This window comes from Acidicapsa dinghuensis, assembly GCF_025685685.1.
Taxonomy (GTDB): domain Bacteria; phylum Acidobacteriota; class Terriglobia; order Terriglobales; family Acidobacteriaceae; genus Acidicapsa; species Acidicapsa dinghuensis.
Genome location: NZ_JAGSYH010000002.1, coordinates 1,121,410 through 1,146,322 on the forward strand (window position 1 = coordinate 1,121,410; position 24,913 = coordinate 1,146,322).

Genomic DNA, 24,913 nt, shown 5'->3' on the forward strand with positions numbered 1-24,913 from the left:
ACAAGCATTAGTGGATGATGAACTTTTGCTGTAGTTGCTATTCGGCTCTGAGTGCTTCTACGGCGTTGACTCGTGCTGCGCGTATTGCGGGGACTGCGGCGGCGATTACGGCGCTGCTTAGAATCACGAGTGCGGAGACAACGAAGGCGAGCCATCCGGGCTGCTGAATTCCTGCTACGTAGCGCGCTACGATCTGGGCTGCCGCGAAGCCGGTCACTACGCCGACGGCTACTCCGATGGTTGCCATGGTTATGCCCTCGCTTAGGACATTGGTAAGAATGTCTTTTGGCTGCGCGCCCATGGCCATGCGTATGCCGAACTCGCGCGTGCGGCTGCTTACGGAGAAGGCGAGCACGCCGGCGACGCCGACGACGGAGATGAGCAGCGCGACGGCGGCGAATCCGCCGAAGACTACAGCATTGAGCTTGTCAGGCGTGAGTACTTCGGCGCGAATATCTCCGAGGGTGCTGGCGCGCTCGATGGGCTGGTCCTGATTCATCGAGTGAATGGTCTGGGTGATCTGCGGCACCATGGTGTAGGGATCGGCCTTGGTGCGGACGAACAGCCGACCGCTCCATCCCTCCTGATCGGAGGGTTGATAGATGGTCATGCCGGGGTTAGGGATGATGTTTTCGTCGTCGAGGTCGGGTACGATGCCGACGATTCTGCGCGGCTCATAGCCGATGCCGATGAACTTCATTACGCCATCGGTCCATCTGAGCTCGCGGTTGAGTGCTTCCTGCCCTGGAAACAGGGTCTTTGCGAGGCTCTGGTTGATGATGACAACTTTTTCTGTGCCGTCGCGGTCGGAGTCGCGGAAGTCGCGGCCCTCGATGAGGGGCATGCCGAGCGTGCCGAAGAAGTTTGGCGATACGGAGCGGAAATTCGCTCGCCAGTCCGCTTTACCGTTGAGCTGTTTCGCTCCATCGACGGCAAAGGCGAACTGAATGTTGAGTGCCTGCCCATCGCGCCACGGAACGCTGAAGCCGGTTGCTACATTTTCAACTCCGGGCAGATCGCCGACGCGCTGTTTGACGTCGCGATAGAACTGCTGCACCTGCTCGGGGGTCTTGCCATAGGAGAGGACGGGCAGATTGACTGCGAGTACCTTTGCCGTGTCGAACGGGGGTTGCACCTGCTCCAGCTCGTAGAGGGTGCGCAGCAGAACTGCTGCACCGGCGAGCAAGAGGAACGAGGCTGTAATCTGCGCTACCGCGAAGGTGCGCAGCTTGCGGTTGCTGCCGCTGGTCACTTTGCCGCCGACCGCGGCGAGTCCCGCGCTGCGCAGTGCGTCTTGTGCGGGCAGCCGCGGAATGTAGGCCAGGAAAAATGCAGCCGCCAGAGCCAGCGCGACGCCAAACCATACGAGGCTTGCATCGAGTGTGAGGCCGTCGGCGCGCACGGAGAACCGCGCGGCATACTTGCCCAGCACCCTGACCATGGGCCACGCGAGCAAGAGGGCAGCGGCTACTCCGCTTACGCAGAGCACGAGGCTCTCGGCGAGCAGCGACCGGCGCAGCGCAGCGGTTGTTGCGCCCAGCGCTGAACGTACTGCCAGCTCGGCCTCGCGGCGTACTGTGCGCGCGAGCACGAGATTTGCCACGTTGGAGCAGGCGATTACGAACAGCAGCCCCGAAGCAGCGAACAGCACCCAGAGAATCATGTTGGCGCGGGAGTTGATCTGGTCATGCATGCGCGTGACAGCGATCGTGTAGTGATAATCCGGCTTGTAAATCTCCGGATACGACTTCATCATGGCTTCGTCTGTTGCGGTCAGCTCTGCGCGTGCCTGCTCCAGCGTTGCATTCGGCGCGAGCCGGGCGAATATCTCGGTCATGCGGTGCTCGCGTCCCTGCACCATTGTTGCCGAGAGGTGATGCGGGCTGGTCACGACGTTGGCGATGATTTCGGTTGCGACGGGATAGGGAACCGAAGGCTCCAGGACGCCGACAATTGTCGCGTTCCGGGCGCCCATGGTGCTCTCAAGGCGCACTACTTTGCCCAGAACATTCGGGTCTGAATGCAGCGAGGTCTTCCAGAACTTGTATGTCAGCACGACCGCGCCCTGTGCGTTCGGGCCATCATCTCCGGGACCGAGCAGGCGTCCCAGAACCGGCCGCAATCCCATTACCTGGAAGTAGTTTCCATCGACGACGCCGGCAGGTACTTCGCGCGGGGTTCCCAAGCCAACGATGGTGAAATCGATCTCGGAAAAAGTGCCTACCTGCGAGATGGTCTTCAGCCCTTTGCTGAGGTCGGCAATCTCGGGTATCGAAAAGTCTGTATTTGCCTCGTGCAGTCCGGGGGCGCTCTGACGTACGTAGAGCAGACGGTCCTCATCGCGATTTGCGAGCGGCTTCAGCAGCACTCCACGCACTACGCTGAAGATGGCTGCATTGGCGCCGATGCCCAATGCGAGCGTCAGCGCTACCGTTACCCACACTGCCGGCACGCGCGCCAGCGAACGAACCGCAATCTTAAGATCCCGCAGAAAGCCCATGTCAATCTCCAATGTTTGGCTCCAACGTTTCGCTCCGAAGCGTTGCTTTGCCGTTATAGCTCCGCCGTCATATAAGGGGAAGAAATTTGTGACAAGCTTATTCGGGCAGCTTCTGGAAGCTGCCTGACCGGACTTTATGTTGATATCAACTGAATGGGCTGATGTCAATCGCCGATTTCGTATGCGCCGGCATGGCCACCGGAAGTCTATCGACTACGGATTTCTCTTCAGGAACTCATTTCGCATCGAAGCTGAGAGGCGAAAGTTTGTTGTTTCGAGCTTTGCGAGAGCGGTTCGAAAGTCGATAAGTCCGCGCGGTCCTGTTCGAGATCTTCAAGACCATACGCATGCTCCCACACGTTATGAGCCTTTAAAAAACCATCGAACTCATACCGTGTCGTAAATCCCAGCATGCAACGCGCCTGGAAAGCGGATAAAACTCCAGAGCGGTATCCCTCAAGCGCAACGGCCTCCAATGCCGCGCGCGAAGGATACTGTCCTTGCGCCACAAGCTTTTGCGCAAAGTCTTCCGGAATTTCTAGCGTTACCTGCATATCCAAAGGGTAGTCTGTTCACTGTGCCAAGTCCATAAATCCGACCAGTAGAGAGGCGCTTCAGCTCACCCGTAAATCGCTCGTCACGACTCCAAACGCAGTTCGCAGGCGCTGGGTTTCGTCTACTGGTGAATAGCCGAAGAGGCGCTTGAACTCGCGGCTGAACTGGGAGGCGCTCTCGTATCCGACTCGATCGGCGGCGAGCGCCACGGGCAGCGATTCCTGCACCATGAGCATGCGCGCTTTGTGCAGGCGCACTGTTTTCAGATATTGCAGCGGCGAGCTTCCTGTGACTTCTTTGAAGTGGTGATGCAGGGCCGAGACGCTCATGCCTGCATCCGAGGCGAGCTCGGGCACTTCGAACCGACGGGTGTACTCCGAATGCATCTTGTGCAGAATGCGGTGCATCTGCAGCTTAGTGCCATTCATCTCCAGCAGCGCGTGCAGTGCGCCGCCGCGCCGGCCTTGCAGCACGCGATAGATAATCTCCCGCACTATCTGCGGTCCAAGGACTGCCGCATCGACGGGGGACTGTATGCACTCGAGCAGCCGCACGGCGGCGTCACTCAGCGCCTCGTCGATCTCTGTCGCCGTGACGCTGCTTTCACCTGTTCCCATGGCATTGCGTCCTGCTGTCCCGAGCTTCATGGTCAGCTCGCTTAAGACGGACAGATCGATCCGAATGCCGATTCCGAGAAATGGCCCATCCTCGGCCATTTCGGTCGAGCACTCAAAGGGCAGCGGCACGGTGAGCGTGAGATAGTGCCTGGAGTCATAGACAAACCGCTGATCGCCCAGATAACCACGTTTTCTTCCCTGCGCCACAATCACGATGCAGGGCTCATACATCACCGGAATCCGCTTTGTGGCGCAACCTGCCCGTAACAATTTCACCCCGTCCAGCAGGGACTCGCGTATACCGTCCTGCGTGGCCATCTGGCGCAACAGCTCTGCCATTCTGCGCCGGTGTTTCTCCAGTCCGTCCATGTATTCCAGCCTATTGCATTCCGATTTCTCATGCTGAATCATGGGCGCACGGCCGGGAAGGCCGTAGCCGGCTTCTACCAACCGGCCACAGCCGTCTCCGCGAGCCTCGGCGGTGTTTTATTGTCTTGCTTCGAAAATCAGATTGAACGGCGTCTGCACGGCTTTGCGGAAATGCGTGAATCCACCCTCGGCAACCACATGGCGCAATCGTTTTTCTCCCGCCTGTGCGCCCAGCGCCAGCCCGACCTCCTGCGACAATGAAGCCGGCGTGCATAACAAGGTGGACGCTCCATAAAACGCGCGTCCGATCGGATGCAGGTTGTCCTCCAGCTTGTCTCCCGCGCATGGCTCGACAATCATCCATGTGCCATCTTTCTTCATCGTGCTGCGGACATGCGCCGCGGCGCCCGCGGGATCGCCCATGTCGTGGAGACAATCGAAAAAGGTCACAAAGTCGTAGTCGTTGCCGGGATACTCCTTTGCCTTGGCTATCTTGAATTCAATGCGGTCTCCGACACCCGCATCTTTCGCGCGCTGCCTTGCTGTTTCGATGGATTTGTCGTGGTAGTCAAATCCGAAGAAATTCGATTTCGGATACGACTTTGCCATCAGAATCGTCGATGCTCCCAGGCCGCAACCGACGTCCGCCACAGTGGCTCCCTGCTGCAGCTTCTCCTCGACGCCTTCAAGCGCCGGAATCCACGAACTGATCAGATTTGCTGCATAGCCAGGACGGAAGAATCGCTCCGTGCCAATGAACAATTCCGGATGATGCTCGTGCCACCCCAACCCTTCGCCTGTCTTGAACCGTTCCGTGATCTGCTCTTCTGCCTTCACCGCCGCCAGCGCCACCTGGAACATCCCCGGCAGAAATGCGGGACTATCTTCGTTCGCAAGCGTGAATGCCTGTTCTTCACTTAGATAGAACTTCTCTGCCGCGCTGTCATAGGTCACATATCCGCCGGCCGCCTGGTTGCACAGCCATTCCCGGACATACCGTTCTTTGGTGCCTGTGCGTTCCGCCAGCTCCGCGGCGGTCTGCGGTCCGCCCGCTGCCAGCGCCTTGTACAACCCGAGCTTGTCTCCCACCCGCGCGAGCGCAGCGTGAAACGTCGCGCCGAAATCGACAACCGCTTTCCCCAGAAGTTCATGCAGCTTATCCATGTCAATCGCCATGATTAAAGACTCCTTTCATGCAATCCTTCGTACCCGCATGGCACACCCATCTTGTTGCGGCCGTCATCTGGATGCCAACTGCTTGTTACCGCAAATTCATGTCATCGGCAGGCGGTGGAATTATAGCCTTCGCCCACGAATCGCACGAATCGGCAAAGAAAGGATCTGGAGAATCAGGCAAGAAACAGGCAATTTCAGATATGGCGCAACTTGCCCCTCGTGCGTTCTGATGTAATTCGTGACTGAATGCCCGCCGGAATTCCCCGGCCATTGCGCGACACCTGAGGGCAAAGCCTGTCACAAGGAGAATTTTCAGTATGTCTACTCCAGCGAAAGCTTTTGCTGCTCAGTCTGCCACCACTCCACTCGGCCCATGGAATTTCGAGCGCCGCACTCCGGGCCCAAACGATGTGGCCTTTGAAATCCTCTTCTGCGGTGTATGCCACTCCGATCTGCATCAATCCCGCGACGAATGGCACGACTTCGCGCCTACGACCTATCCCTTGGTTCCCGGCCATGAGATCGTTGGCCGTGTCACTGCCGTCGGCTCAGAGGTGAAGAAGTTCAAGGTGGGCGACACGGTGGCGACTGGCTGTATGGTCGACTCCTGCGGCGTCTGTCCTCTGTGCAAGGCAGACATGGAGATGTTCTGCATTCAGGGCATGACGCTCACCTATAACTCGCCGGACAAGCACACGGGCAAGGTCACCTATGGCGGTTATTCCGATTCGATCGTCGTCGATCAGCGCTTTGTGCTGAATGTGCCTGAGAATCTTGATCTGGCCGCGACCGCGCCGCTGCTGTGCGCGGGCATCACGACGTATTCACCGCTGCATCACTGGAAGGCGGGTCCGGGGAAGAAGGTTGGCATTATTGGACTCGGTGGACTTGGCCACATGGGTGTGAAGTTTTCTCATGCTCTCGGCGCGCACACTGTGCTGTTTACGACCTCGGCCAACAAGGTGGAAGACGGCAAGCGCCTCGGCGCGGATGAAGTGGTGATCAGCAAGAATGCGGATGAGATGGCGAAGCATGCATGGTCGTTTGACTTCATCCTCGATTGCGTTTCGGCTGAGCATGATGTGAACGCTTATCTCAGTCTGCTTAAGGTGGATGGTACGCTGTGCACTGTTGGCGCGCCGCAAAAGCCGCTGCCTGTCGCGGCCTTTAACCTCATCTTTGGACGCCGCAGCTACTCAGGGTCGGCCATTGGCGGTATTGCAGAGACGCAGGAGATGCTCGACTTCTGCGGCAAGCACAACATCGTCAGCGATATCGAAATTATTCCGATTCAGAAGATCAACGAAGCTTACGACCGCATGCTCAAGAGCGATGTGAAGTACCGCTTTGTGATCGACATGGCTAGCCTGAAGGGGTAAGTGAGAGATGAGCCCGGGCCTCGTTTTCGAGGTCTGGGCTCCATTCACGCAGCACCAGACGGTATATGGGTATGAGGCGGGCCTTCAGCCCGCATGGGTTATTGGGGGATCTCAACCCAGGGCGTCGCGCCTGACGTTCGTCAGGCTGGCTTTGCCCTGGGCTGGTATGAGATGCGCCTTTGGCGCATTGACGCGTGGTGGGCGCCTCTTCAGGGAGAAGCAGATTCCCCTGAGGGGAATGACAGACAAGAAAAGCAACTACAAAGACAAAAGCAAGAGCTGGACTGTGGTGGTGCGAGCGGAGGTGGTTGCCCGGTCTCAGAGTCGAGACCGGGGCACCCGGCACCCGGCACCTGCCTCAAGGGCTAATTGAGAGTGGAGTTCCAGGTCTCATGGATGAGGCCTGGAACTTATTCGCACAGGGTAAAACTGTATCGCCAATTAATCTGCTGGATACATCGCCGTATATCGCTTCGAATCAAACTTCTTTCCGGTTGATTCGCCGGACATGTAGCGGATGAGGCCGAAGACCGGGCGGTCGAACCATGGCCTGTCATGCTTGCCGACGATGGCCCATGCGATGCCTGAGTAGCCGTTGGGATCGCGACCGTCGAGCTCGTATTTGTCGTTGAGCATGACGGCCCATTCGAAGGCCTTTGCGGGGTTGGGCGACCACTCGAGGATTTTTTTTGCCCAGTACATGCGCATGTAGTTGTGCATCCATCCGTCGCGCGTCATCTGCCGCTGCGCGGCGTTCCATAGCTCATCGTGGGTTTCCGCGCGCTCCAACTGCTGCAGCGTGTAGAGCCACGGACGCTTGTCTCCTGCGTGCTCGATGAGCGTTTTGCGCGCCCATGGTTCGGCGCACTCCCAGTTGTCGTAGTTGGGGTTGTGCTTGCAGAAGAGGACCGACAGCTCGCGCCAGCCGATCAGCTCGTCGAGGTATTTGTCGGCCTCGTCACGCGTTGCTTTGTTTTCTGTGACGGCGTCTTCGATGGCGAGTGCGATCGTTAGCGGGGAGATGTGTCCGTAGTGCAGATACGGGGACATCTGGCTGGTGCCATCGAGCTCCGGATGATTGCGCTGTTCGTCGTAATTTGCGAGCTGCGAATGGGTGAAGCGGCGCAGGCGCTTGAGGGCGGCCTTTGTTCCGCCGGTGAAGGTATCTGCGGGGGCGACGGTGCGGTCGAGTTTGTTGAAGCCCTCTGTGATGTCTTTCTTCAGGGAATAGCTTTTGAGCTTTTTATTCCACTCGTAATCGGGCTTCACTTTTTTTATTGGCTTCAGGTACTCGGGCAACGCTCGTTTGAGATGAGGCCGGAAGTGATGGAGCAGAACGTAGGTTTTGCCGAAGATGGCGGAGGGAACAACTACGTCGGCATCGACGGTGAGATAGGGAATTTTGAGCTTGCCTGCGAGCACTTTGCGCCATCGCTCGGGCTCGCGGCAGACGTTTTCGTCGCCGATGAGCATGGCTGCGTTTACTTCTTCGAGGAAGGCCTCGAGCGAATCGCCGTCGCCTGGCCGTCGCACTGCGAATGCTACGCCGCGCTCGGACATCTCTTCGGCAACATCGTGCAGGCCTTGCTGCAGGAAGTAGTAATGGCGGTAGTTGGCATTCGGGTAATTGGAGATGACGAAGAACGCGGCGATTACGGGCAGTCCCAGTGCGTTGCCGCAGGCGATGGCCGCTTCGAGAGCTGGGTTGTCGAGTGCGCGCTGGGCGTGCTGCATCCAGTAGACGACGCATTTGCCGTCCGCTCGCGGCTCGCCGCCGCGCCGCATCTGGACGCGCTTGTCGTTGGCGATCTCCTGCAATGCTGCGGGTAGTTTCTGCGCCATTCATTTCTCCAACCGAAAGCTTTATCGTAGCGACACGACGGCATCGAACCTGTCCGCAAACAGGCCTTTTACTGCTCTGTTCTGATTGCACGAAACAATCGGGCTGCAATCTTTATCTCATCACTGCAGGGTCTTCTGGAGTTTGCGTGAGGACTCGGGTTGAAGGATTGGTTTCCGAGGCCCGTGGCTGAAGCCACTTCTATGTTTGGCCTTGAATTCAGCAGCCTGAAGGCTGCTGCTCCCTCCGGTTCACGCTGGGGCGTGAATTTGGTCCCACATCTCTTCGAGATATGGGGCACCCGGCGATTGGATGAAATGAGAACAGTGATTTGAAGTTAGCTTTGGTCGCAATACGAGCCCGTCCGACGTGTCCGTGCCACAAGCGAAATCATTGGATCGGGATCTTGTTCTAGTTTGAGAAGAATCTCTGAGGGAACCTTGCGATTACGCACAAGCCGAGCGCGAACTTCATAAGATGGGTCATCTGCCAAAAGAGAGAAGAGTTCTAGTGAAAGCTTGTTCTTTGTCGCGACGCAAGCTCTCACCTCAGGATCAGCATCCTTTTGTAGAATCTCTAGAATATCCAGAGGTATCGTCCTGTTATGCGCGACCCACTTTCGCATATCAGGAAATTTTGAAATGACATCTAACCAGACGGTGATAGGAGCTTCATCTCTAGCTGCGCGTAAATACTCCTCGGGATTCTTACTAGACCTGAGTGATGCAAACTCTTCTGCGGAGTGGATCATAGATTCTTCGCTATTTGAAAAACCTCATCTTGAGTCAACGAAAGAAGTCTCCTAATCCCGCTCTCTTCGCATGCTCCGCCATGCCGCGCTGGATTTCGAGGGCGAGGGCGAGGGCTTCGCGGGCTTGCTCGCCGGTTACGCGGGGCTTTTGTCTTGTTCGTACGGCGTGGAGGAAGGACTCGATTTCGAGCCGCAGGGGCTCGCCGGGTACTATCTCCGGCTTAGTGAATGACAGGCCCGGCAGGCCGTCCTGGAAGCCTGAGGCGGCGCCGAGAGCCATTGCCTTTTCGATTGAGAACTCGGGATCGACTGCGATCACGAGTACATCGCGGCGCGCGTAGTCGATCGACACGTACTGGCGCGGCTCGAAGAAGCGTAGCTTGCGTACGCGCTCTGTCGAGACGCGTGAAGCTGTGAAGTTTGCGACGCAGCCGGACTCGAACTCGACGCGCACGTTGGCTATGTCGACCTTTTCGGAGAGTACGGGCAGGCCTACGGCGCGCACTTCTTTTACATGCGATTTGGAAAATGCCAGAACGACGTCGAGGTCGTGGATCATGAGGTCGAGAACGACGTCGACGTCGAGGCTGCGCGGCGTGAAGACGCTCAGGCGGTGCGTTTCGAAGAACATGGGCCGCGTCAGCTTCGGCTCCATGGCGACTACGGCGGGGTTGAAGCGCTCCAAGTGGCCGACCTGCAGTATGCGCTTGTTGTGCGCCGCTGTGGCGATCAGCGCGTCGGCTTCCGGCAGCGTTCCGGCAATCGGCTTTTCGACCAGGCAGTCGACGCCAGCTTTGAGCAGCTCACTTGCGACGGCTGCGTGGTGGACTGTGGGCACTGCGACCGAGGCCGCGTCGAGATGCAGATCCGCGCTTAGCGCGGCGCCTACGCTTGCAAAGACTGGAATGCCGTATTGCTCTTCGACTTCGGCTGCGCGCGCGGCATCGGCCTCAATTGCAGCGGCCAGCGTGACGCCCTGATCCGTCAGCTCGCGATAGACGCGCAGATGATTGCGCCCGAAGGCGCCGGTACCGGCGACGGCCACGCGCAGCGTCGATGCAGCTCCGGAATGGTCTTCCGGCGCTATGCTTTCACTTCCTTGCCATCGACGACGTGCAGGCAGCGGCTGTAGAGATCGAGTAACTGATTGACCTGCTCCTCGAGTTTCGGGGCAGCCGTCCCGCTGAATCCAGCCGAAGGCGTCGTTGGCCGGCCAAACCCGGTCGATCCAGCCACAAACTTCAACAGATCCAGTGCGATGTCTTCGTTCCGCCGAGCGCCCAGACCGCCATTTCCAATTGCTTCCATGCCATCCTCCAAAGCCGATGCTACCAAACCTGCCTTTGGCCTTAGCAACCGCCTGCTACTCCCGCTCGATGGTTGTTTGCAGGACTGCTACCACGCGCCCGACCAGCAGCTCTTCGAGGATTGTCTCCTCGCCGAGCCGGATCAGTTCCGCATCCGCGCTGCCCGCGTGGCCGAGCAGGACCGCAACGTCCCCCAGCGCCATACCGTGCCGGATCGACAACTGCGCCTCCCTCGTCCGCGACTCGCGCCGCTGCGCCATCCGTCGTACAGCGTACAGATTTACTTCGCCTTCGCGTATGGGATCGAAGACCAGATACTGCCGGTCCAGGACCACGATTGCGCCCGGCATCACGACGGGAGCCATCCCGCGCGCCTCCTCGGCATTGACCTGCACGGCGACGTAGCGATCCCAGCTCCTGCGAAAATTGGAGCACCGCGTTTCTCCTGTCCCGAGCAGTTCGCGGGCCAGCTTCAGCTCCCATTGCAAGCTGCTCGCGCGTATATATGCGTCGTGCATGGCGACGTATGAGGGCACCACCGGCACGGTCTCAAGCCGGTCCGTTTTGTGCGCACTTGCCTCCCTCGGTCTTGGGAAGAGATCTTCGACTCGCATCCGCAGCGCATCGAGCACCAAGTCCAGCGCATCGAGCGAGAGCCGGCGGTGCTGGCGGAGAAAGTTTGAGACATGAGGCTGCCCGAGCCCCGTCTGGCGTGCCAAAAGCGACACGCTCATCGTGCCCTTGCTGATTCGGCGCAAGACCTCCAGCCGAATTCGCTCGTGCAACTGACCAAAGTCCATGTGGAAAGTTCGCGGACGGCAATAAGAAAGCTAAGTGGAACATTGCGCAGGGAAATCGCAGAATCGCCAGAAATGGGGATACCGTGAGCCTATGCCGTCACCCATGCAAGGAATCGCAACGATCCACGTACGCATCGTTGACGCATTACACCCCGACACGTAGATTAAGTTCACTTTCTCAAATTACTGGCGGTGGAAAAATCTGGAACTCAAATTGCCTGTAGTGGATTACATGAACCAGGAGTCATATTGCACGTTGTGCTGCTGGTCATTACAGGTCGAGGGCTCCGTGTCTTTCTCTCGCAAGCAAGGTATCCAGGATTTGAGTTTCCAGGATCTGTGCGTCACAGACATGACAAAACGGCAGCAACGAACGAGGTCCATCCCCCAGCCGGGCATAAGAAACCGGCACGGACTTTGCTGGTTGCAAATTTGCTCGCGGTGGGCAATCCGACCGGATGGAGTCGCCGGTCGAATTACCGATCTGGACGCGAGAGAAGACGCACTTCGGAGAATCAGTCATGGATTTGCGCGTGCACTTGAAAGTTTGCGAGGGATGCGGTTGCTTGTGGTACCGCTCTCAGTTTGAGGCCGGTGTTTATTGTGTTTCGTGTGACCGGCGTTTCCAGGAATTTCCCGCGCCACAGAGCAGAAAACGCCGTGGCCGACCGAGAAAAGCCATCCTGCCGACCGTTCATGCGGTCGAGGATACGACGCGGAATTCCACCGCCAGCAACAGCCCTGCTTCGGCCTTCAACAGCCAGAGCCGCCATCATCGCGCTACCTCTTCCGGCTCGTGGAGCATGACTACGCCGCCACGCAAGCCCGTCGCTGGCATATGGTCTCTTGCTTCGCGTCATGCGAGCGTCCGTAAGCAGGAACCGGCAGCCGCTTTGGCAAAAGGCGGTGCTCAATGAGCGCGGCCCTGCAGTTTCCTTTTCTGCCGGCACGGCATTCCGGACCCATTGGGCCGGTTGGGCCGATTGCATTCACTACATCGCTGCAGGCATCGGCTCAGCCAGGGAATTTGCAACGCGGCGCGGCGCCGCAATCGAAGCCTGCGGAGGTCGAGTCATCGAAGCCTCTAGCGTCTGGGCCTCATACTTCCTGGGCCTTCTATCGCAAGCACACGGAAAGCCTGCTGCGCCGTTACCTGTATGCGTCCATGCAGGTGGGCCGCGCTCCCAATATCCTCGGCGATCCGGTCGGGCGCGGCTGGGTTTCAAGCCGCCGCATCCGCACCTTTGAAGATGCATTGATTTTTGTACTCGATGTGGAGCGGTGCCTGAACCGGCTCTCACCACTCGACCGCAAACTTATCAGCCGCATTCTTCTGCAGGAGTACACACACGCAGAGACAGCCAGCCTCGTGGGTATAAGCGTGCGGTCGGTTTGCAACAAGCTGCCTGACGCCATCGACAGGCTTACGGAACTACTGGTCAACGCAGAGCTGCTGGTGATCACAAGCTAACCTTCCAACAAACGGCCCTCCCCCGGCAAAGCCCCCGGAGACTCGACGGTCTCCGGGGCTTTTCTTCGTGATCAAAAGAAACAATTCCGAAAAGAATTCGGGTTCAATCTATGCGATACAACTTCACCTTGTGATACAGGCCGCGTTCGTGGATTCATCCAGGCCCTTGTATCCTTGCATTGCCGTTGACGGATCGGTTTCCCCGGAGATTTTTGTGAGCTTTCGTACCAAGGTAGGGCGACAACGTATTCGACAAGGAGTATCCTTTCGCTTTCTTCGAGGGGACTGCTCACCTGCGCTTGGCATAGATGCTTCAGCAGGGCATGACACGAAGCGGGAAAGCGAATCACCTTTCGAAGAGAACGATTTTTCTGACCTTGGTTCGACGACTATGTTTGCCCGCGCCAAACCCACGCTGCTGGTTCATGGGGGAGCTTGGGCCATCCCTACGGAAATGGCCGAAGATCACGAGCGCGGTGTCAGGCGCGCACTCGAAACCGGCTATGCGATTCTCAACTGGGGCGGCACGGCTACCGATGCTGTCGAAGCCGCCGTCACCGTTCTTGAAGACGATCCGACATTCGACGCGGGCCGTGGCAGCTTTCTCACCTCCGATGGCCGCGTGCAGCTGGATGCACTGCTCATGGATGGGGCCACGCTTCGCGCTGGCGGCGTCGCCTGCGTCGAGCACATCCGCAATCCCATACAGGCAGCCCGTCTGGTGCTGGATAAGAGTCCCCATGTCTACTTCGTAGGCGCAGGAGCGGAGGTCTTCGCCGCAAGCCACGGCATGCGCCTCATCGACAACGAAGAGCTCGTGCTCGACCGCGAGCGCGAGCGGCTCAAAGAGGCACAGGCTCGTCTGGCCGCCGGTCTCGCCGATATCACCTTCAGCGGTCCTCTGGCTCAGGATGACAAAAGCCCCGAGACCCCTGCGGGCGCGCAGTCTGGTTCCTTGTCTCATGACACTGTGGGCGCTGTGGCGCTGGATCAGTATGGCAAGCTTGCAGCGGGCACCTCCACGGGCGGCACTCTGAACAAGACGCCGGGCCGCGTGGGCGACAGCTCGCTCATCGGCTGCGGCTGTTACGCGGATAACGCGTCCGCGGCCGTCTCACTGACCGGATGGGGAGAGCCGATCATGAAGCTCGTGCTGGGCAAGTGGGCTTGTGACCGCGTGGCCCAGCAAGTGGCTCCGGCAGTTGCTGCGCGCGAAGCGATCGATTATCTCTTCAATCGCCTCGGCGGTCATGGAGGCATCATCCTTCTCGGCCCAGACGGCCGGTTCGGCTTTGCTCACAACACGCCGCATATGGCGTGGGGTATCGCTACAAAGCAAGGGCTGCGGGTAGGGCTTACGATCGAAACAGCGTCGTGAGGCAGGGTACAGCGACGATGGCATAGAGGGTTCTGGGCGGGATGAGGCGGACCTTCAGTCCGCGTGTGGTGTTTGAATACTGTAACCCAGGGCGTCGCGCCTGACTTCGTCAGGCCAGCTTTGCCCTGGGCTGGTATGAGATGCGCCTTTGGCGCATATGTGCTGTGGAAGCCTGATCGGGAGAAGCAGATTCTCTTCGGGAATGACAGATAGAAGAGCAAGCGCAACTACAAAAGCAAAAGCTGGGCTGTGGCGACCGCGGCCTTGGTGGTTCCCCGGTCTCAGAATCGAGACCGGGGGCACCCCGATTGGTGGGAGGATGAGCAAAAGCAGATCCTTCGTCGCTTTGCTCCTCAGGATGACAAGTAGCGGTGGGCTTTAGTTGGTGGTGATTAGTTTGGGGCGGTATTCGCTGGCCCATTTTGAGGGGTTGGGGCCCATGGTGAAGTGCAATGTGCCGCCGGACTGGATCTGTTCCCAGGTTAGGACGGGGATGGTTAGGGGCTTGCCGTTTAGGGTGGCGGACTGGATGTAGACGTTCGTCGCTGAGTTGTTATCGGCTTCGATGCGGAAGGTTTTGCCGTTGGCTAATGTCAGCGCGAGGTGCTGGAGCATGGGGCTGCCGATCATGTAGTCGCCGCTGGCGGGGTTGACGGGATAGAAACCCATGGCGGTGAAGAGGAGCCATGCGGACATCTGGCCGCAGTCGTCGTCGCCGTCGAGGCCGCCGGGGGTGGCGTCGTATTCCTTATTCGCGATTTCACGGACTTTGGCCTGGGTCTTCCAGGGCTCGCCGCCGAAGTCGTAGAGATAGCCGTAGTGGTGGCTGGGCTCGTTGTTGTGGACGTTGTGTCCGCCGGCGAAGTGCTGGTCGAGTTTAGCGTCGTATTTCTCTGCGCCGCCCATTAACTCAAGCAGGCCGGCCTGATCGTGGAGTGGGGACCAGGTGTAGACCCAGGCGTCGCCTTCGGTCCAGCCGGAGGCAGAGCGATTGTTGTTGTCATCGCGTCCGCCGCCGATGGGGGCCCATTTGCCGTCGGAGGTTTTGCCGTTCATCAGGCCGAGGGCGGGGTTAAAGAGGTTGCGGTCGTTGAGTGAGCGCTTGAGGAAAAACTTATAGTCTTGTTCGCGGCCGAGAGCTTTGGCGATCTGGGCGACGCACCAGTCGTCGTAGCTGTCTTCGAGGGTGCTGGAAGCGGCTTCGTCGGTTTTGTCGGTGGGGATGTAGCCGAGCTGTTTGTAGTAGGTCAGTCCGGCGCGGGCTTCGTAGGGGGTGTGCTCTTCGCGGTCGAGCCAGCGGCGGGTGGTGTCTCCGTCGGGCGGGGTCATGGCGTCTTTGTAGACGGCTTGCCAGGCGAGGTTGCGGTCGAAGCCGTGGAAGCCTTTGCGGATGGCTTCGGCGACGAGCGAGTCGGCGTGGGTGGCGATCATGATGTTGGTGTAACTGGGATTGGGCCACTTGGGCATCCAGCCGCCCTCTTTGAAGTTTTGCAGCAAGGCGGTGATCATGCCGTCGACGCGCTCGGGAGCGAGAAGGGTGAGCATGCTGTTTTCGGCGCGGAAGGTGTCCCAGATGGAGTAGGCGGTGTAGCTGGAGCCCGCGTGGATTTTATCGTCGAAGGCGCTGTAGTAATGGCCGTATTCGGAGAAGACACGTGGATAAAGCAGGGTGTGATAGATGGCGGTGTAGAGCAGGGATTTGTCCGCGTTGGATGCGCCGGAGAGCTGGAGGCGGGAGAGCTTCTGGTTCCAGGTGGAGCGGAGGTTTTGCTGGACGGTGTCAAAGTTCCACGCGGGGATTTCGCGGCGGAGATTTTCGCGAGCCTGGTCGATGCTGAGGAAGGATGTGCCGACGCGAACGAGAATGATTTGGCCGGGCTTGAATTCGGCGTAGGCACCGCGGCTGGTGGTGGCTTTGGGATCGTCGAGGCCGTAGGTTTGCATGGCGGTGGAGGCCTGCTGGAACTGGACGACGAAGTAGCCCTTGAAGTTGGGCAGGGCGAATGGGCCGAGGTGGGCGTCCATGCGATGGGGGTTGTAGCCGGTGATCTCGTGGGTGGCTGGATTGACGGAGGCGCTGCCCTGAATGCCGGGGCGTGAGGCTTCGATGAGGATGCGGGCCTGTCCGGTTTTGGGGAAGGTGAAGCGGAAGATGGAGCAGCGCTCGGTGGCGGTGAGTTCGGCGTGGATTTTGCCGGCTTGTCCGTTACTGCCTGGGCCAGAATCGAGGGTGACGCCGTAGTAGTCGGGGCGGGCGGTTTCGGTGCTGTGGCTGAAGGCCATTCTGCGGTCGAGGGGTTTGGTGCGTAGTGCGCCGACCTGGGGTATGACGGTGACGTAGCCGTAGTCGCCCATCCAGATGGCTGGTTGATGGGTGCCGATGAAGCCGGAGATGGTTGGGTCGTCGTAGTTGTAGGAGACGATGCTGATCTTGTTCTGGCGGGTTTGCGGGGTCCAGTTGGTCATGCCGAAGGGAGGGGTGACGAAAGGCATGGTGCCGCCATAGCCGATGGCGCTCTTGTGGGTGCCGATGAGCGGGCTGACGTGGGAGACGGCGTCGTTTTGCGCGGCGAAAGCGGAGAGAGAGCCAAGGGTCAGCAAGAGGGCAACAAGCTTCTTCATCACGGGGGAATTTTATCGTGCGGGTGGGAGACTAGTGTGAGTGTGAAGTTTGAGTGTGAACCGACATCTCTTCGAGATATGGGGTACCGCCCAACGATAAGTTGCGTTCCAGCGAGTTTGTGTCATCGCGTCTTTGAGTTGCTATCTGCATCAATCGATGGGATTGGCGTATGGAAGAGACTTTGGATATCAGTTCCCCTGGGTGCCAACGAGGCTGGATAAAAGTTGGGGGCGGGATATGAAATGCTGCGCCGGGGATTCTCTGGAAAGTACAACACGCATATCGTTGTGCCGGTTTCGATGAAATCGGGAGACGAGCCTCTTCCCGTCCTGGTTGTTCCATCATCTGTCTGGAATAGGTAACGGAGCAAATAGCTGTTTTTGCCCTTATAACAGCTCGTAACTTTGCCGGAGGTGGGTGTGCCAAATCTCAGTAGTTGTCGCTCTCGGAATAGCAAGGTGAGCAACCATACCGGCACTATCGTGAGGACTGCTGGAACTAGAATGTTCCCCCAATCTGACCAGATTGAATATTGCCACGCCGCTGGATGGTTTATGCGCGGGTTCTCGGAAAGATAACTGATGGTGATGGGGCCAAACTGCTGGAGTTTGTGCGCCATTTCTGATGGTGCTTGCGAATCACCCTTGTAGACCTTGCCATCCACGATGAAGGTGTAGCTCACGCTTGGCGCAGACGAGCGCCGGAAATACCACACTCTCTGCACTGTGCCGTCAGCTTGTCGTGCGCCAGCGCGCAATGCAGATGCTTCTCGAATCCGCTGCGGTACAGTCACGCAAAGTGGCGCGAGCGCGGTGGTTTCTCCGAAACAAATCAGCGCAAGAACAAGCAATAGAAATACGGCGTTGCCCGACAGGCGTAGTCTTCGCGGTAGCGGGCTTATCAATTCCACTGGAATGGTGAAGGCTTCGGTGAGGTTGGGGTCTGGAGCCATGATGTGAGATTGAGGGCAAGTGTATCGCAGACCATGATGAGGCGAACTTGTTGATCGCGAGGTGTGGTGGTGTGAGGGCAGGGACCAGGGAATAACAGGCGGGTTCGCGCTTTGCGCGAACTTGGTGCCACATTTCTTCGAGATATAGGGTATCCGGCGAGATGAGGCGGGCCTTCAGCCCGCGTGGGTCGTTGGGGATGCTAACCCAGGGCGTCGCGCCTGACTTTGTCAGGCTGGCTTTGCCCTGGGCTGGTATGAGATGCGCCTTTGGCGCATGGACGCATGGTGGGATTGGTGCCTCTTCATGGAGAAGCAGATTCCCCTGAGGGGAATGACAGATAGAAAGGCAAAAGCAAATGCGATTGTGGCGACTGCGGCGGTGGTGGTTCCCCGGTCTCAAAAACGAGACCAGGGCACCCGGCGGGTTGGAGGCTAGTGTGAGTGTGGAGTGTGAACTCACATTTCTTCGAAATATGGCGCCCGGCAGAGCCTTGCTGTCAGTTCTTTTCGCGGCTTTTCTTTTCTTTTGTCAGATCGAGAAGAGCCTTCATGCTGCGGTCGAAGGGGCCGAGATTGCCGGTGGCGGCCTGCAGTATTAGAGCGCCCTGCAGGCGGGCAACCCAGTCCTCTGCGAAGTTGCGGGCGCGGGCGGGCGAGATTCCGCTGTCGGCAGCGAGCCTGGCGATAGCGCCGATCCAGTCGGAGAAGGCCTCACGCAGATTGTGACGGGCGGCGGCACCGATAGCGGCAGTGGAGAGCTGTCCGAGAACGCAGGGAGTGCGGCCTGAGGCATACATCTGTTCGAGCTCGGCAACGATTTTTCGAGTGCGCACGCTGAGCGGCTCGGCAGATTGGGCGGCGGCGACGAGTGTCTCGCCAATGAGAACGACGGCCCGGTTGAGCACCGCTTCGGCCATCTGCTCTTTACCCCCGGGAAAGTAGTGGTAGAGGCTGGATTTGCCAAGTCCCGTGGCGCGGGAGAGGTCGGCAAGCGACGCGCCGTCGAAGCCGCGATCACGAAAAACGGTAAACAGGCGGTCGATGATCTCTTCTCTGGAAGCCAGTGCGGCGGGCAACGGTGTCTCCTTGCAAACAGACCGTTCGTTACAAATCAAAGTATAGGATTATGCACAAACATTCACAATTATTCTATTGACTCCGCACCTTTGCTCGCTGTATTGTACCGATTGTTCGGTTCAATACAGCGAACTGTTCTATTTTATTCATTTTGGGAGATTTCATATGTCAGCACTGACCACGTATCAGACGGTCTCAATTGACGATCGCCGCACCGGATCGACGCTCAATCTCTTTTACCGCGAAGCCGGGCACAAGGACGCGCCGGCGGTGCTGTTGCTGCACGGATTTCCCACGTCGAGCCATCAGTACCGTGGGCTGATCGACCGGCTCTCGGACAAGTACCGCGTGATTGCGCCGGATCTGCCGGGGTTTGGCTTCTCGGATGCACCGGAGGCGAAGAGTTTTGGCTACACGTTTGACCATCTGGCTGAAGTGATCGAGAGCTTCACCGACGCGATCGGGCTGACGCGCTATGCACTGTATGTCTTTGACTATGGCGCGCCGACGGGTTTCCGTCTGGCTGTCTCGCGGCCTGAGCGGGTGACGGCGCTGATATCGCAGAACGGCAATGCGTATGAGGAGGGACTGAGCGACGGGTGGAATCCGATTCGCGCGTACTGGCAGGACCCGACGGAGGAGAATCGCGGCAATCTACGGGCGTTCCTGCAGGCGGGTACGACGCAGTTTCAATACACGCATGGCGAGTCGGATACGAATCGGATTGCTCCGGAGAGCTACACGCTCGATCAGCATTTTCTGGACCGGGCGGGTAATGACGAGATCCAGCTCGATCTTTTTGGCGACTATAAGGCCAATCTCGCGCTGTATCCGAAGTTCCAGAAATATCTGCGCACTTACCGGCCGCCGACGCTTGCGGTGTGGGGAAGGAACGATCCGTTCTTTCTGCCACAGGGCGCGGAAGCATACCGGCGAGATGTTCCGGACGCGGAGATTCATCTGCTCGAAGCGGGACATTTCGTTCTCGAAGCGCATCTGGACGAGGTTGCGGGAATCATTCGCGGGTTCCTGGCCCGAACACTGGATACCGCGCAGGGGAAAGCGCTCTTTGGAGAACTCAATGATGCATCGGTGCCGGAGGGTGCGAAGGAGCTGGTTGCGGGGATGAAGGGGATGTTCGGTTTTGTGCCGAATCTCGGCTATGCGCTGGCCGCGGAGCCAGCGGTGCTGAAGGTGTACATCGGAATGCTGCAGACGCTGGGCGAGACGGTGCTTGATCCGGTGGCGCAGCAGGTGGCGCTGGGAGCGGCAAGCCGCGCGAATGCGGGCGAATACGCGGTTGCTGTGCATGCGACTCTTGCGGCGAAGCTGGGAGCGTCCGCAGAGGTGGTGAAGACGATTCGAGATGGCGGATCGTTTCAGGATGCGAAGCTCGAAGCGGTTCGCCGCTTTGCCGCTGCTATTGCGTCGAAGCGGACTCAGGTTTCCGACAGCGATGTGAACGCGTTGACGGCCGCCGGGTATGACCGCCGGGCGGCGGTTGCGATTGCGCTGGCCGCGGGCGCGAAGGCGCTGGCTAACACGGTTGCGCATCTGTCGCGCGTGGAGACGGATGCTGGTTTTATGGATAATTAACCCTCAACGGCCCGTAGCTAAAGCCACTTTCTTGTTTTGCGTCGAATTCAGCAGCCTAAAGGCTGCTGCTCCCTCCGGTTCGCGCTGACGCGCGAGGGTGATCCCATATCTCTTCGAGATATGGGCACCCGAGGATAGGGTGTCGGGCCATGCCAATTTGGAGGTATGAGGCGGCCTTCAGCTCGCATGGGGTGACTGGGGGATGCTAACCCAGAGCGTTGCGCCTGACATTCGTCAGGCTGGCTTTGCCCTGGGCTGGTATGAGGTGCGCCTTTGGCGCATGAGAACGGATGCTGAACTCGCTACTGGAATGAAAACGACCTCAGCCTTTGCGGCGCATGCGATAGTGCAATTTCAGAAGTTTGGCGCCAAAGAACCATAGCTGGTGGTCCGTACGAACCGTTCCGGGGCCATCGGGATAGACGTGAATCCGCTCTGTGAGAGCTTTCAGATAACGAGCGGAGACGACACCGCTGTCTTGATGAACAACAAAGTAGAATCCTGGATCTCCGAAGGATCGTCCCAATGACCAGAGGCTTAATGAGCCGTCGGGGTGAGCCTCTGTGCGGAGCACGACGATGGCGCTTCCGTTGGGCAAGGGAAAGATGACCCTGACACAAGGGCTTGCATCACCCGGGACGCAACATACGGAATAGGCTCCGGCGTAGAGAACGTTGCCTGTGGCGTGCAGCTCTCGAATCCAGGCGGTATGAGTGATCTCGCCCGTTACCGGATCTCGAAGCGGAATAACTTTGCTGGTCATTCCGCGCGAGGTATCCAGGGAGGATAGCGGCAGGTTCAGTTGCTGGAGGCGCCGCGAAAAGATGAGGCCCAGAGCTCGCCCGAATGGTTTGAATATGCCGCTCCACTCGGACCATATATCAAATTCAAATTCCGAGGTCTTCTCGTAGAAGTCTTTGACAGGCTGCGCGACGGAAGCGAGTCCGGAGTTCTGCTCCAACGCCTGAAAGGACGGAATGAGGCCATGGCTGCCTGTCTGGACTGATTCATAGCCGTGTCGCTCTGCGTAACGTGCAAAGAAATCCGAACCGATGGAGCGGGTGTCACCGACCGGCCCGTCGAGCCAGGGATGATCGGCAAGGGAGATGTTCCGGCCGGTTGCGCGGACCCATTGCTGGGTTACCCAATCGGAAAGCTGACCACGCTTCTCTCCTAACCAGATCATGCAGCGATTTTACTGACACTTTGGGGGCTTCGCGTCAGATGCGGGACTATGGGATGAGGCGGGCCTTCAGCCCGCGTGGGGTTGACGGCAATCGAACCCAGGGCGTCGCGCCTGACTTTGTCTGTCTGGCTTTGCCTTGGGCTGGTATGAGATGCGCCTTTGGCGCATTGGCTGACGTGCGGTGTGGAGGATGTGGAGATGGATGTCTGTTCATGGCAAAGCGGATTCTCTTTGGGGATGACAGACGGAAAAGCAGGACAAAGACGGTTCGCGCTTTTCGCGCGAATGAGAGTCGCGGAGTTGGTGGTGCGGGCTTGGGTTGTTTCCCACCCTTTCCGCAACAGCGCGGAAAGGATGGGGCACCCCGAGTTGTGGAAGGGTGAGCAAAAAGCAGATCCTTCACTGCGTTCAGGATGACAAACAGAAAAGCAAAAGCAACTGCGAAGACAAAGCAAAAGCAACGACAGAAGCAAGGACAACCTGATGGTGCCGATTTGCGGGCTATTCGTTGCGGAGGGCAACCATTGGCTCTACTGTGGCGGCGCGGCGGGCTGGGACGATTGAGGCTACCAGGGCTGCTAGGGCCAAGAGGATTGTTGCGGTTGCGAGCATTGCGGGGTCCCAGGGGCTGACGCCGAATAGCTGATCTTTCATGAGCTTGCCGGCGAGGATGGCGAGTGGGATGCCGATGCCTAAGCCGATGCCAATCTGAAGGAATGAGCCGCGGAGGACCATGCGGATGACGGAAGCGCGGTCGGCGCCGAGGGCCATGCGGAGGCCGATTTCGCTGGTGCGCTGTTCGACGGTGTAGGCCATGACGCCGTAGAGTCCGACGGCGGCGAGGATGAGGCCGAGGATGCCGAAGAGCGAGGTGAGGGTGGCGATCATGTTCTGCTGCTGGAAGTCGCCGCTGACGATCTGCGTGTAGGGATTGACGTTGTAGAGGACGAGGCTGGGATCGACGCTGGCGAGGGCATGGCGCACCTTCTCCTCCATGCCAGGAGGATTGCCCGGAGCCCAGATGATGATGCTGTAGAGGAAGTGCGACCAGCTATCGCCGAGGGTGAAGACGGGATCGTCGTATTTGACGGTCTGGGTTTCTGGCACGAAGAACATGGGGCCGATGGGGTCTTTGTAGCCCCAGGTCATATAGCGCATGTCTTTGACGACGCCGATGATTTCGAAGGTACTGGCGTATTTCAGGCGGTCCATGCCGAAGTGGTGGCCGATGGGGTTCTGGTCTTTGAAGAAGCGCTTAACGAAGGCTTCATTGACGACGGCTACAGGACGAGTGGCGGCGGTGTCGTCTTCAGTGAAGGGACGACCGAGGACCATGGTGGCCCCGATGGTGTCGAAGAAGCCGGGCATGGCGCGAACCCAGCCTGCGCTGTCATCTTCTTTTGGACCCGGCTCGGGTTTTCCCTGGATGCGGATGCCTTCGTTCCAGCTATCGCCGGTCATGGGGCCATAGAGGGCGGGAGAGACCATGCGGACACCGGGGATCTGGCGGATGCTGTCGTCGATGCGGCGGTAGAGCTGCTCCATCTGCTCGGGCTTGTAGTTGCTCAGCGTCGGATTGATGGACGCGACGTAGCGGCCCTCGGTCTGGAAGCCGAAGCTTTGGTGCTCAAGGTTACGCAGGCTTTGCGCCAGCAGAGCTGCGGCCGATAGCAGGACGAGGGACATGGCGGCCTGGGCGATGACGAGGGATTTCTGAGCCCAGGTGCGGCCTCCACCGACGGAGCGGTTGGCTCCGCGGAGGGCTTCGACAGGATCGGCGTGAGAGGTCATCCATGCGGGGGCGGTGCCGAAGAGGATGCCGGTTAACACGGATATGCCGAGGGCAAAGAGCAGGACTGGCAATGAGGGTGATGGGCTGATAGGGACGTGGTTGTTGGGAGAGCCCATCTCGAAGGCGAGATAGAGGATGAAGCGCGTGCCGCCGTAGGCGACGGCGACGCCGAATACTCCGCCGATGAGGGCGAGTAGGACGCTTTCGACGAGGGCTTTGCGGACGAGGCGGAGGCGGGATGCACCGAGAGCTACGCGGATGGAAATCTGGGCACGCTCTTTGAGGCCTCGGGCGAGCATGAGGTTGGCGAGGTTGCCGCAGGCGACGAGAAGAACGCAGGCGGCGGCGATGAGGAGGATACGAAGGCCGTCCTCGTAGTTCTCACGCATGGAGGCTACGCCTGCGCCGCCGGGGATGATGTGGAGGGTCTGCTGCTGCCAGAGCTGCTTTTCGCCGGGCTCCATGTCACCGACGTGGCTTGCCAGCCAGTCATGAAACACGCCGCGTAGCTTGGTTTCGAGCGCTGCTGGATTCACGCCGGGACGCACGCGACCGAGGATGTCGAGGTAATTTTCCTGGGCGCGCTTGAGGCGGGAGACGTCTCCGGCGAGGGTGTCTTCGGCGGTGATGGGCAGCCAGAAATCGGGCATGCCGCCACCGTCGAGCTTGGCTCCGTAGAAGCCGGGGGGAGTGACTCCGATGACGGTGAAGGCGTGACCGTTGATCTGGAAGTTAGATCCGGCGACAGAGGGATCTGAGCCGAACTTCTGCTGCCAGACGCGGTAGCTCATGACGGCGACGGAGGGTGCGCCGCGCTGGTCGTCAGCATCCGTCAAAAGACGGCCTACCCAGGGCTGAATGCCGAGGGTGCGGAAGAAGTTTCCGGAGACTTCCTGGCCGTTGTAGGTGTCGGCTGAGGCTTGCGATCCGGCGCGACGGACGCCGAGGGGCGCGTTGCCTGCCTGGAGGGCGGCCAGGTCGCTGAACTCGGGAGTGTTCTGGCGGAAGTTTTTGTAAGCCTCCCAGGAGAAGAGAGAGAAATCACCATCATCGCCCTGGTTGTAGCCGCCCCAGTTGCAGCAGCGGATCTTGTCGCCGACGCGCCAGAGCTCCTCTGGTTTGGTGACGGGGAGGGACTTGAGCATGACCTGATCGACGAGGGTGAAGATGGCGGTGGTGGCTCCGATGCCGAGGGCGAGGGTGATGACGGCGGTGGCGGTGAAGCCGGGGGCCTTGCGGAGCTGGCGCATCGCGTCGCGGAGGTCATTGAACATGGCGTACTCCCTTGTGAAGGAGTACGGATGCAAGCAGGCGACCGTTCACGGGAGAGATCGCGGTTGATAAGAAACGAGTTCGCGGGCGGGTGGGGTATTGGCGTTGTCCGCTAACGGGATTGTGCTGTTCGGAGGTGGACAGTGGGATTGAACGGGAAACAGATCCTCTTTGGGGGTGACAGACGGAAAAGCAAGAACCGGACGGTGGCGCCAGCGGTGGTGGTTCCCCGGTCTCAGAATCGAGACCGGGGGCACCCGCAAGAATAAAAG

At 59.0% G+C, this 24,913-nt stretch carries 17 protein-coding genes; 4 read left to right on the forward strand and 13 right to left on the reverse strand.

Annotation, left to right across the window (positions count from 1 at the left end; all coding sequences use genetic code 11):
• Nucleotides 1-37: 37 nt before the first annotated feature.
• The 4 genes from OHL22_RS08285 to OHL22_RS08300 all read right to left on the reverse strand — a co-directional run bounded on the left by OHL22_RS08285 (nt 38) and on the right by OHL22_RS08300 (nt 5,217).
• Entirely contained in the window at nt 38-2,500 is a 2,463-nt protein-coding gene (locus tag OHL22_RS08285; RefSeq protein ID WP_263335334.1) for an ADOP family duplicated permease, read from the reverse strand.
• Between the two features lie 227 nt (nt 2,501-2,727).
• Nucleotides 2,728-3,054: a UPF0175 family protein gene (locus tag OHL22_RS08290; protein WP_263335335.1), complete on the reverse strand. Its 327-nt coding sequence runs from the start codon at nt 3,052-3,054 to the stop codon at nt 2,728-2,730.
• 60 nt (nt 3,055-3,114) lie between these two features.
• Nucleotides 3,115-4,011, reverse strand: a complete 897-nt coding sequence (locus OHL22_RS08295; protein ID WP_263335339.1) for an AraC family transcriptional regulator — start codon at nt 4,009-4,011, stop codon at nt 3,115-3,117.
• Nucleotides 4,012-4,158: 147 nt separating this feature from the next.
• A complete protein-coding gene (locus OHL22_RS08300) occupies nt 4,159-5,217 on the reverse strand; it encodes a class I SAM-dependent methyltransferase (protein WP_263335341.1) in 1,059 nt (352 codons plus the stop codon).
• Between the two features lie 317 nt (nt 5,218-5,534).
• Between OHL22_RS08300 and OHL22_RS08305 the strand changes: the two genes are divergently transcribed.
• The gene (locus tag OHL22_RS08305; protein ID WP_263335344.1) at nt 5,535-6,596 is read left to right on the forward strand and encodes an NAD(P)-dependent alcohol dehydrogenase; all 1,062 of its coding nucleotides are present in this window, start codon (nt 5,535-5,537) and stop codon (nt 6,594-6,596) included.
• Nucleotides 6,597-7,037: 441 nt separating this feature from the next.
• Here the strand turns inward: OHL22_RS08305 and OHL22_RS08310 are convergent, their stop codons facing one another.
• The 4 genes from OHL22_RS08310 to OHL22_RS08325 form a co-directional block, all read right to left on the reverse strand.
• Nucleotides 7,038-8,438, reverse strand: coding sequence for a deoxyribodipyrimidine photo-lyase (locus OHL22_RS08310; RefSeq protein WP_263335346.1), 1,401 nt, complete (start codon nt 8,436-8,438; stop codon nt 7,038-7,040).
• Nucleotides 8,439-9,221: 783 nt separating this feature from the next.
• Nucleotides 9,222-10,232: a Gfo/Idh/MocA family protein gene (locus tag OHL22_RS08315; protein WP_263335348.1), complete on the reverse strand. Its 1,011-nt coding sequence runs from the start codon at nt 10,230-10,232 to the stop codon at nt 9,222-9,224.
• A gap of 38 nt (nt 10,233-10,270) precedes the next feature.
• Nucleotides 10,271-10,495 carry a hypothetical protein gene (locus tag OHL22_RS08320; protein ID WP_263335350.1) on the reverse strand — a complete coding sequence of 75 codons (225 nt, stop codon included), beginning with the start codon at nt 10,493-10,495 and terminating at the stop codon, nt 10,271-10,273.
• Nucleotides 10,496-10,550: 55 nt separating this feature from the next.
• Nucleotides 10,551-11,228, reverse strand: coding sequence for a helix-turn-helix domain-containing protein (locus OHL22_RS08325; RefSeq protein ID WP_263335351.1), 678 nt, complete (start codon nt 11,226-11,228; stop codon nt 10,551-10,553).
• Nucleotides 11,229-12,207: 979 nt separating this feature from the next.
• Here OHL22_RS08325 and OHL22_RS08330 point away from each other — a divergent pair.
• Nucleotides 12,208-12,765: an RNA polymerase sigma factor gene (locus OHL22_RS08330; protein ID WP_263335353.1), complete on the forward strand. Its 558-nt coding sequence runs from the start codon at nt 12,208-12,210 to the stop codon at nt 12,763-12,765.
• A 214-nt stretch (nt 12,766-12,979) separates the two neighbouring features.
• Nucleotides 12,980-14,143 carry an isoaspartyl peptidase/L-asparaginase gene (locus tag OHL22_RS08335; protein WP_317890889.1) on the forward strand — a complete coding sequence of 388 codons (1,164 nt, stop codon included), beginning with the start codon at nt 12,980-12,982 and terminating at the stop codon, nt 14,141-14,143.
• Nucleotides 14,144-14,521: 378 nt separating this feature from the next.
• Here OHL22_RS08335 and OHL22_RS08340 read toward each other — a convergent pair whose 3' ends face one another.
• From OHL22_RS08340 to OHL22_RS08350, 3 genes are all read right to left on the reverse strand, one after another.
• Complete coding sequence (locus OHL22_RS08340) at nt 14,522-16,765, reverse strand: GH92 family glycosyl hydrolase (protein WP_263335355.1); 2,244 nt, start codon at nt 16,763-16,765, stop codon at nt 14,522-14,524.
• A gap of 122 nt (nt 16,766-16,887) precedes the next feature.
• Entirely contained in the window at nt 16,888-17,718 is an 831-nt protein-coding gene (locus tag OHL22_RS08345) for a DUF3592 domain-containing protein (protein ID WP_263335358.1), read from the reverse strand.
• A 497-nt stretch (nt 17,719-18,215) separates the two neighbouring features.
• Nucleotides 18,216-18,794, reverse strand: coding sequence for a TetR/AcrR family transcriptional regulator (locus OHL22_RS08350; RefSeq protein WP_263335360.1), 579 nt, complete (start codon nt 18,792-18,794; stop codon nt 18,216-18,218).
• Between the two features lie 166 nt (nt 18,795-18,960).
• Here OHL22_RS08350 and OHL22_RS08355 point away from each other — a divergent pair, with 166 nt between their 5' ends.
• Nucleotides 18,961-20,391, forward strand: a complete 1,431-nt coding sequence (locus tag OHL22_RS08355) for an alpha/beta fold hydrolase (RefSeq protein ID WP_263335362.1) — start codon at nt 18,961-18,963, stop codon at nt 20,389-20,391.
• A 322-nt stretch (nt 20,392-20,713) separates the two neighbouring features.
• On the opposite strand, the gene OHL22_RS08360 is transcribed toward OHL22_RS08355, so the two are convergent.
• Together OHL22_RS08360 and OHL22_RS08365 are read right to left on the reverse strand one after the other, a co-directional pair.
• Nucleotides 20,714-21,577: a hypothetical protein gene (locus tag OHL22_RS08360; RefSeq protein WP_263335365.1), complete on the reverse strand. Its 864-nt coding sequence runs from the start codon at nt 21,575-21,577 to the stop codon at nt 20,714-20,716.
• 501 nt (nt 21,578-22,078) lie between these two features.
• On the reverse strand, nt 22,079-24,643 hold the full coding sequence (locus OHL22_RS08365; protein WP_263335367.1) for an ABC transporter permease: 2,565 nt from the start codon (nt 24,641-24,643) through the stop codon (nt 22,079-22,081).
• Nucleotides 24,644-24,913 lie beyond the last annotated feature (270 nt).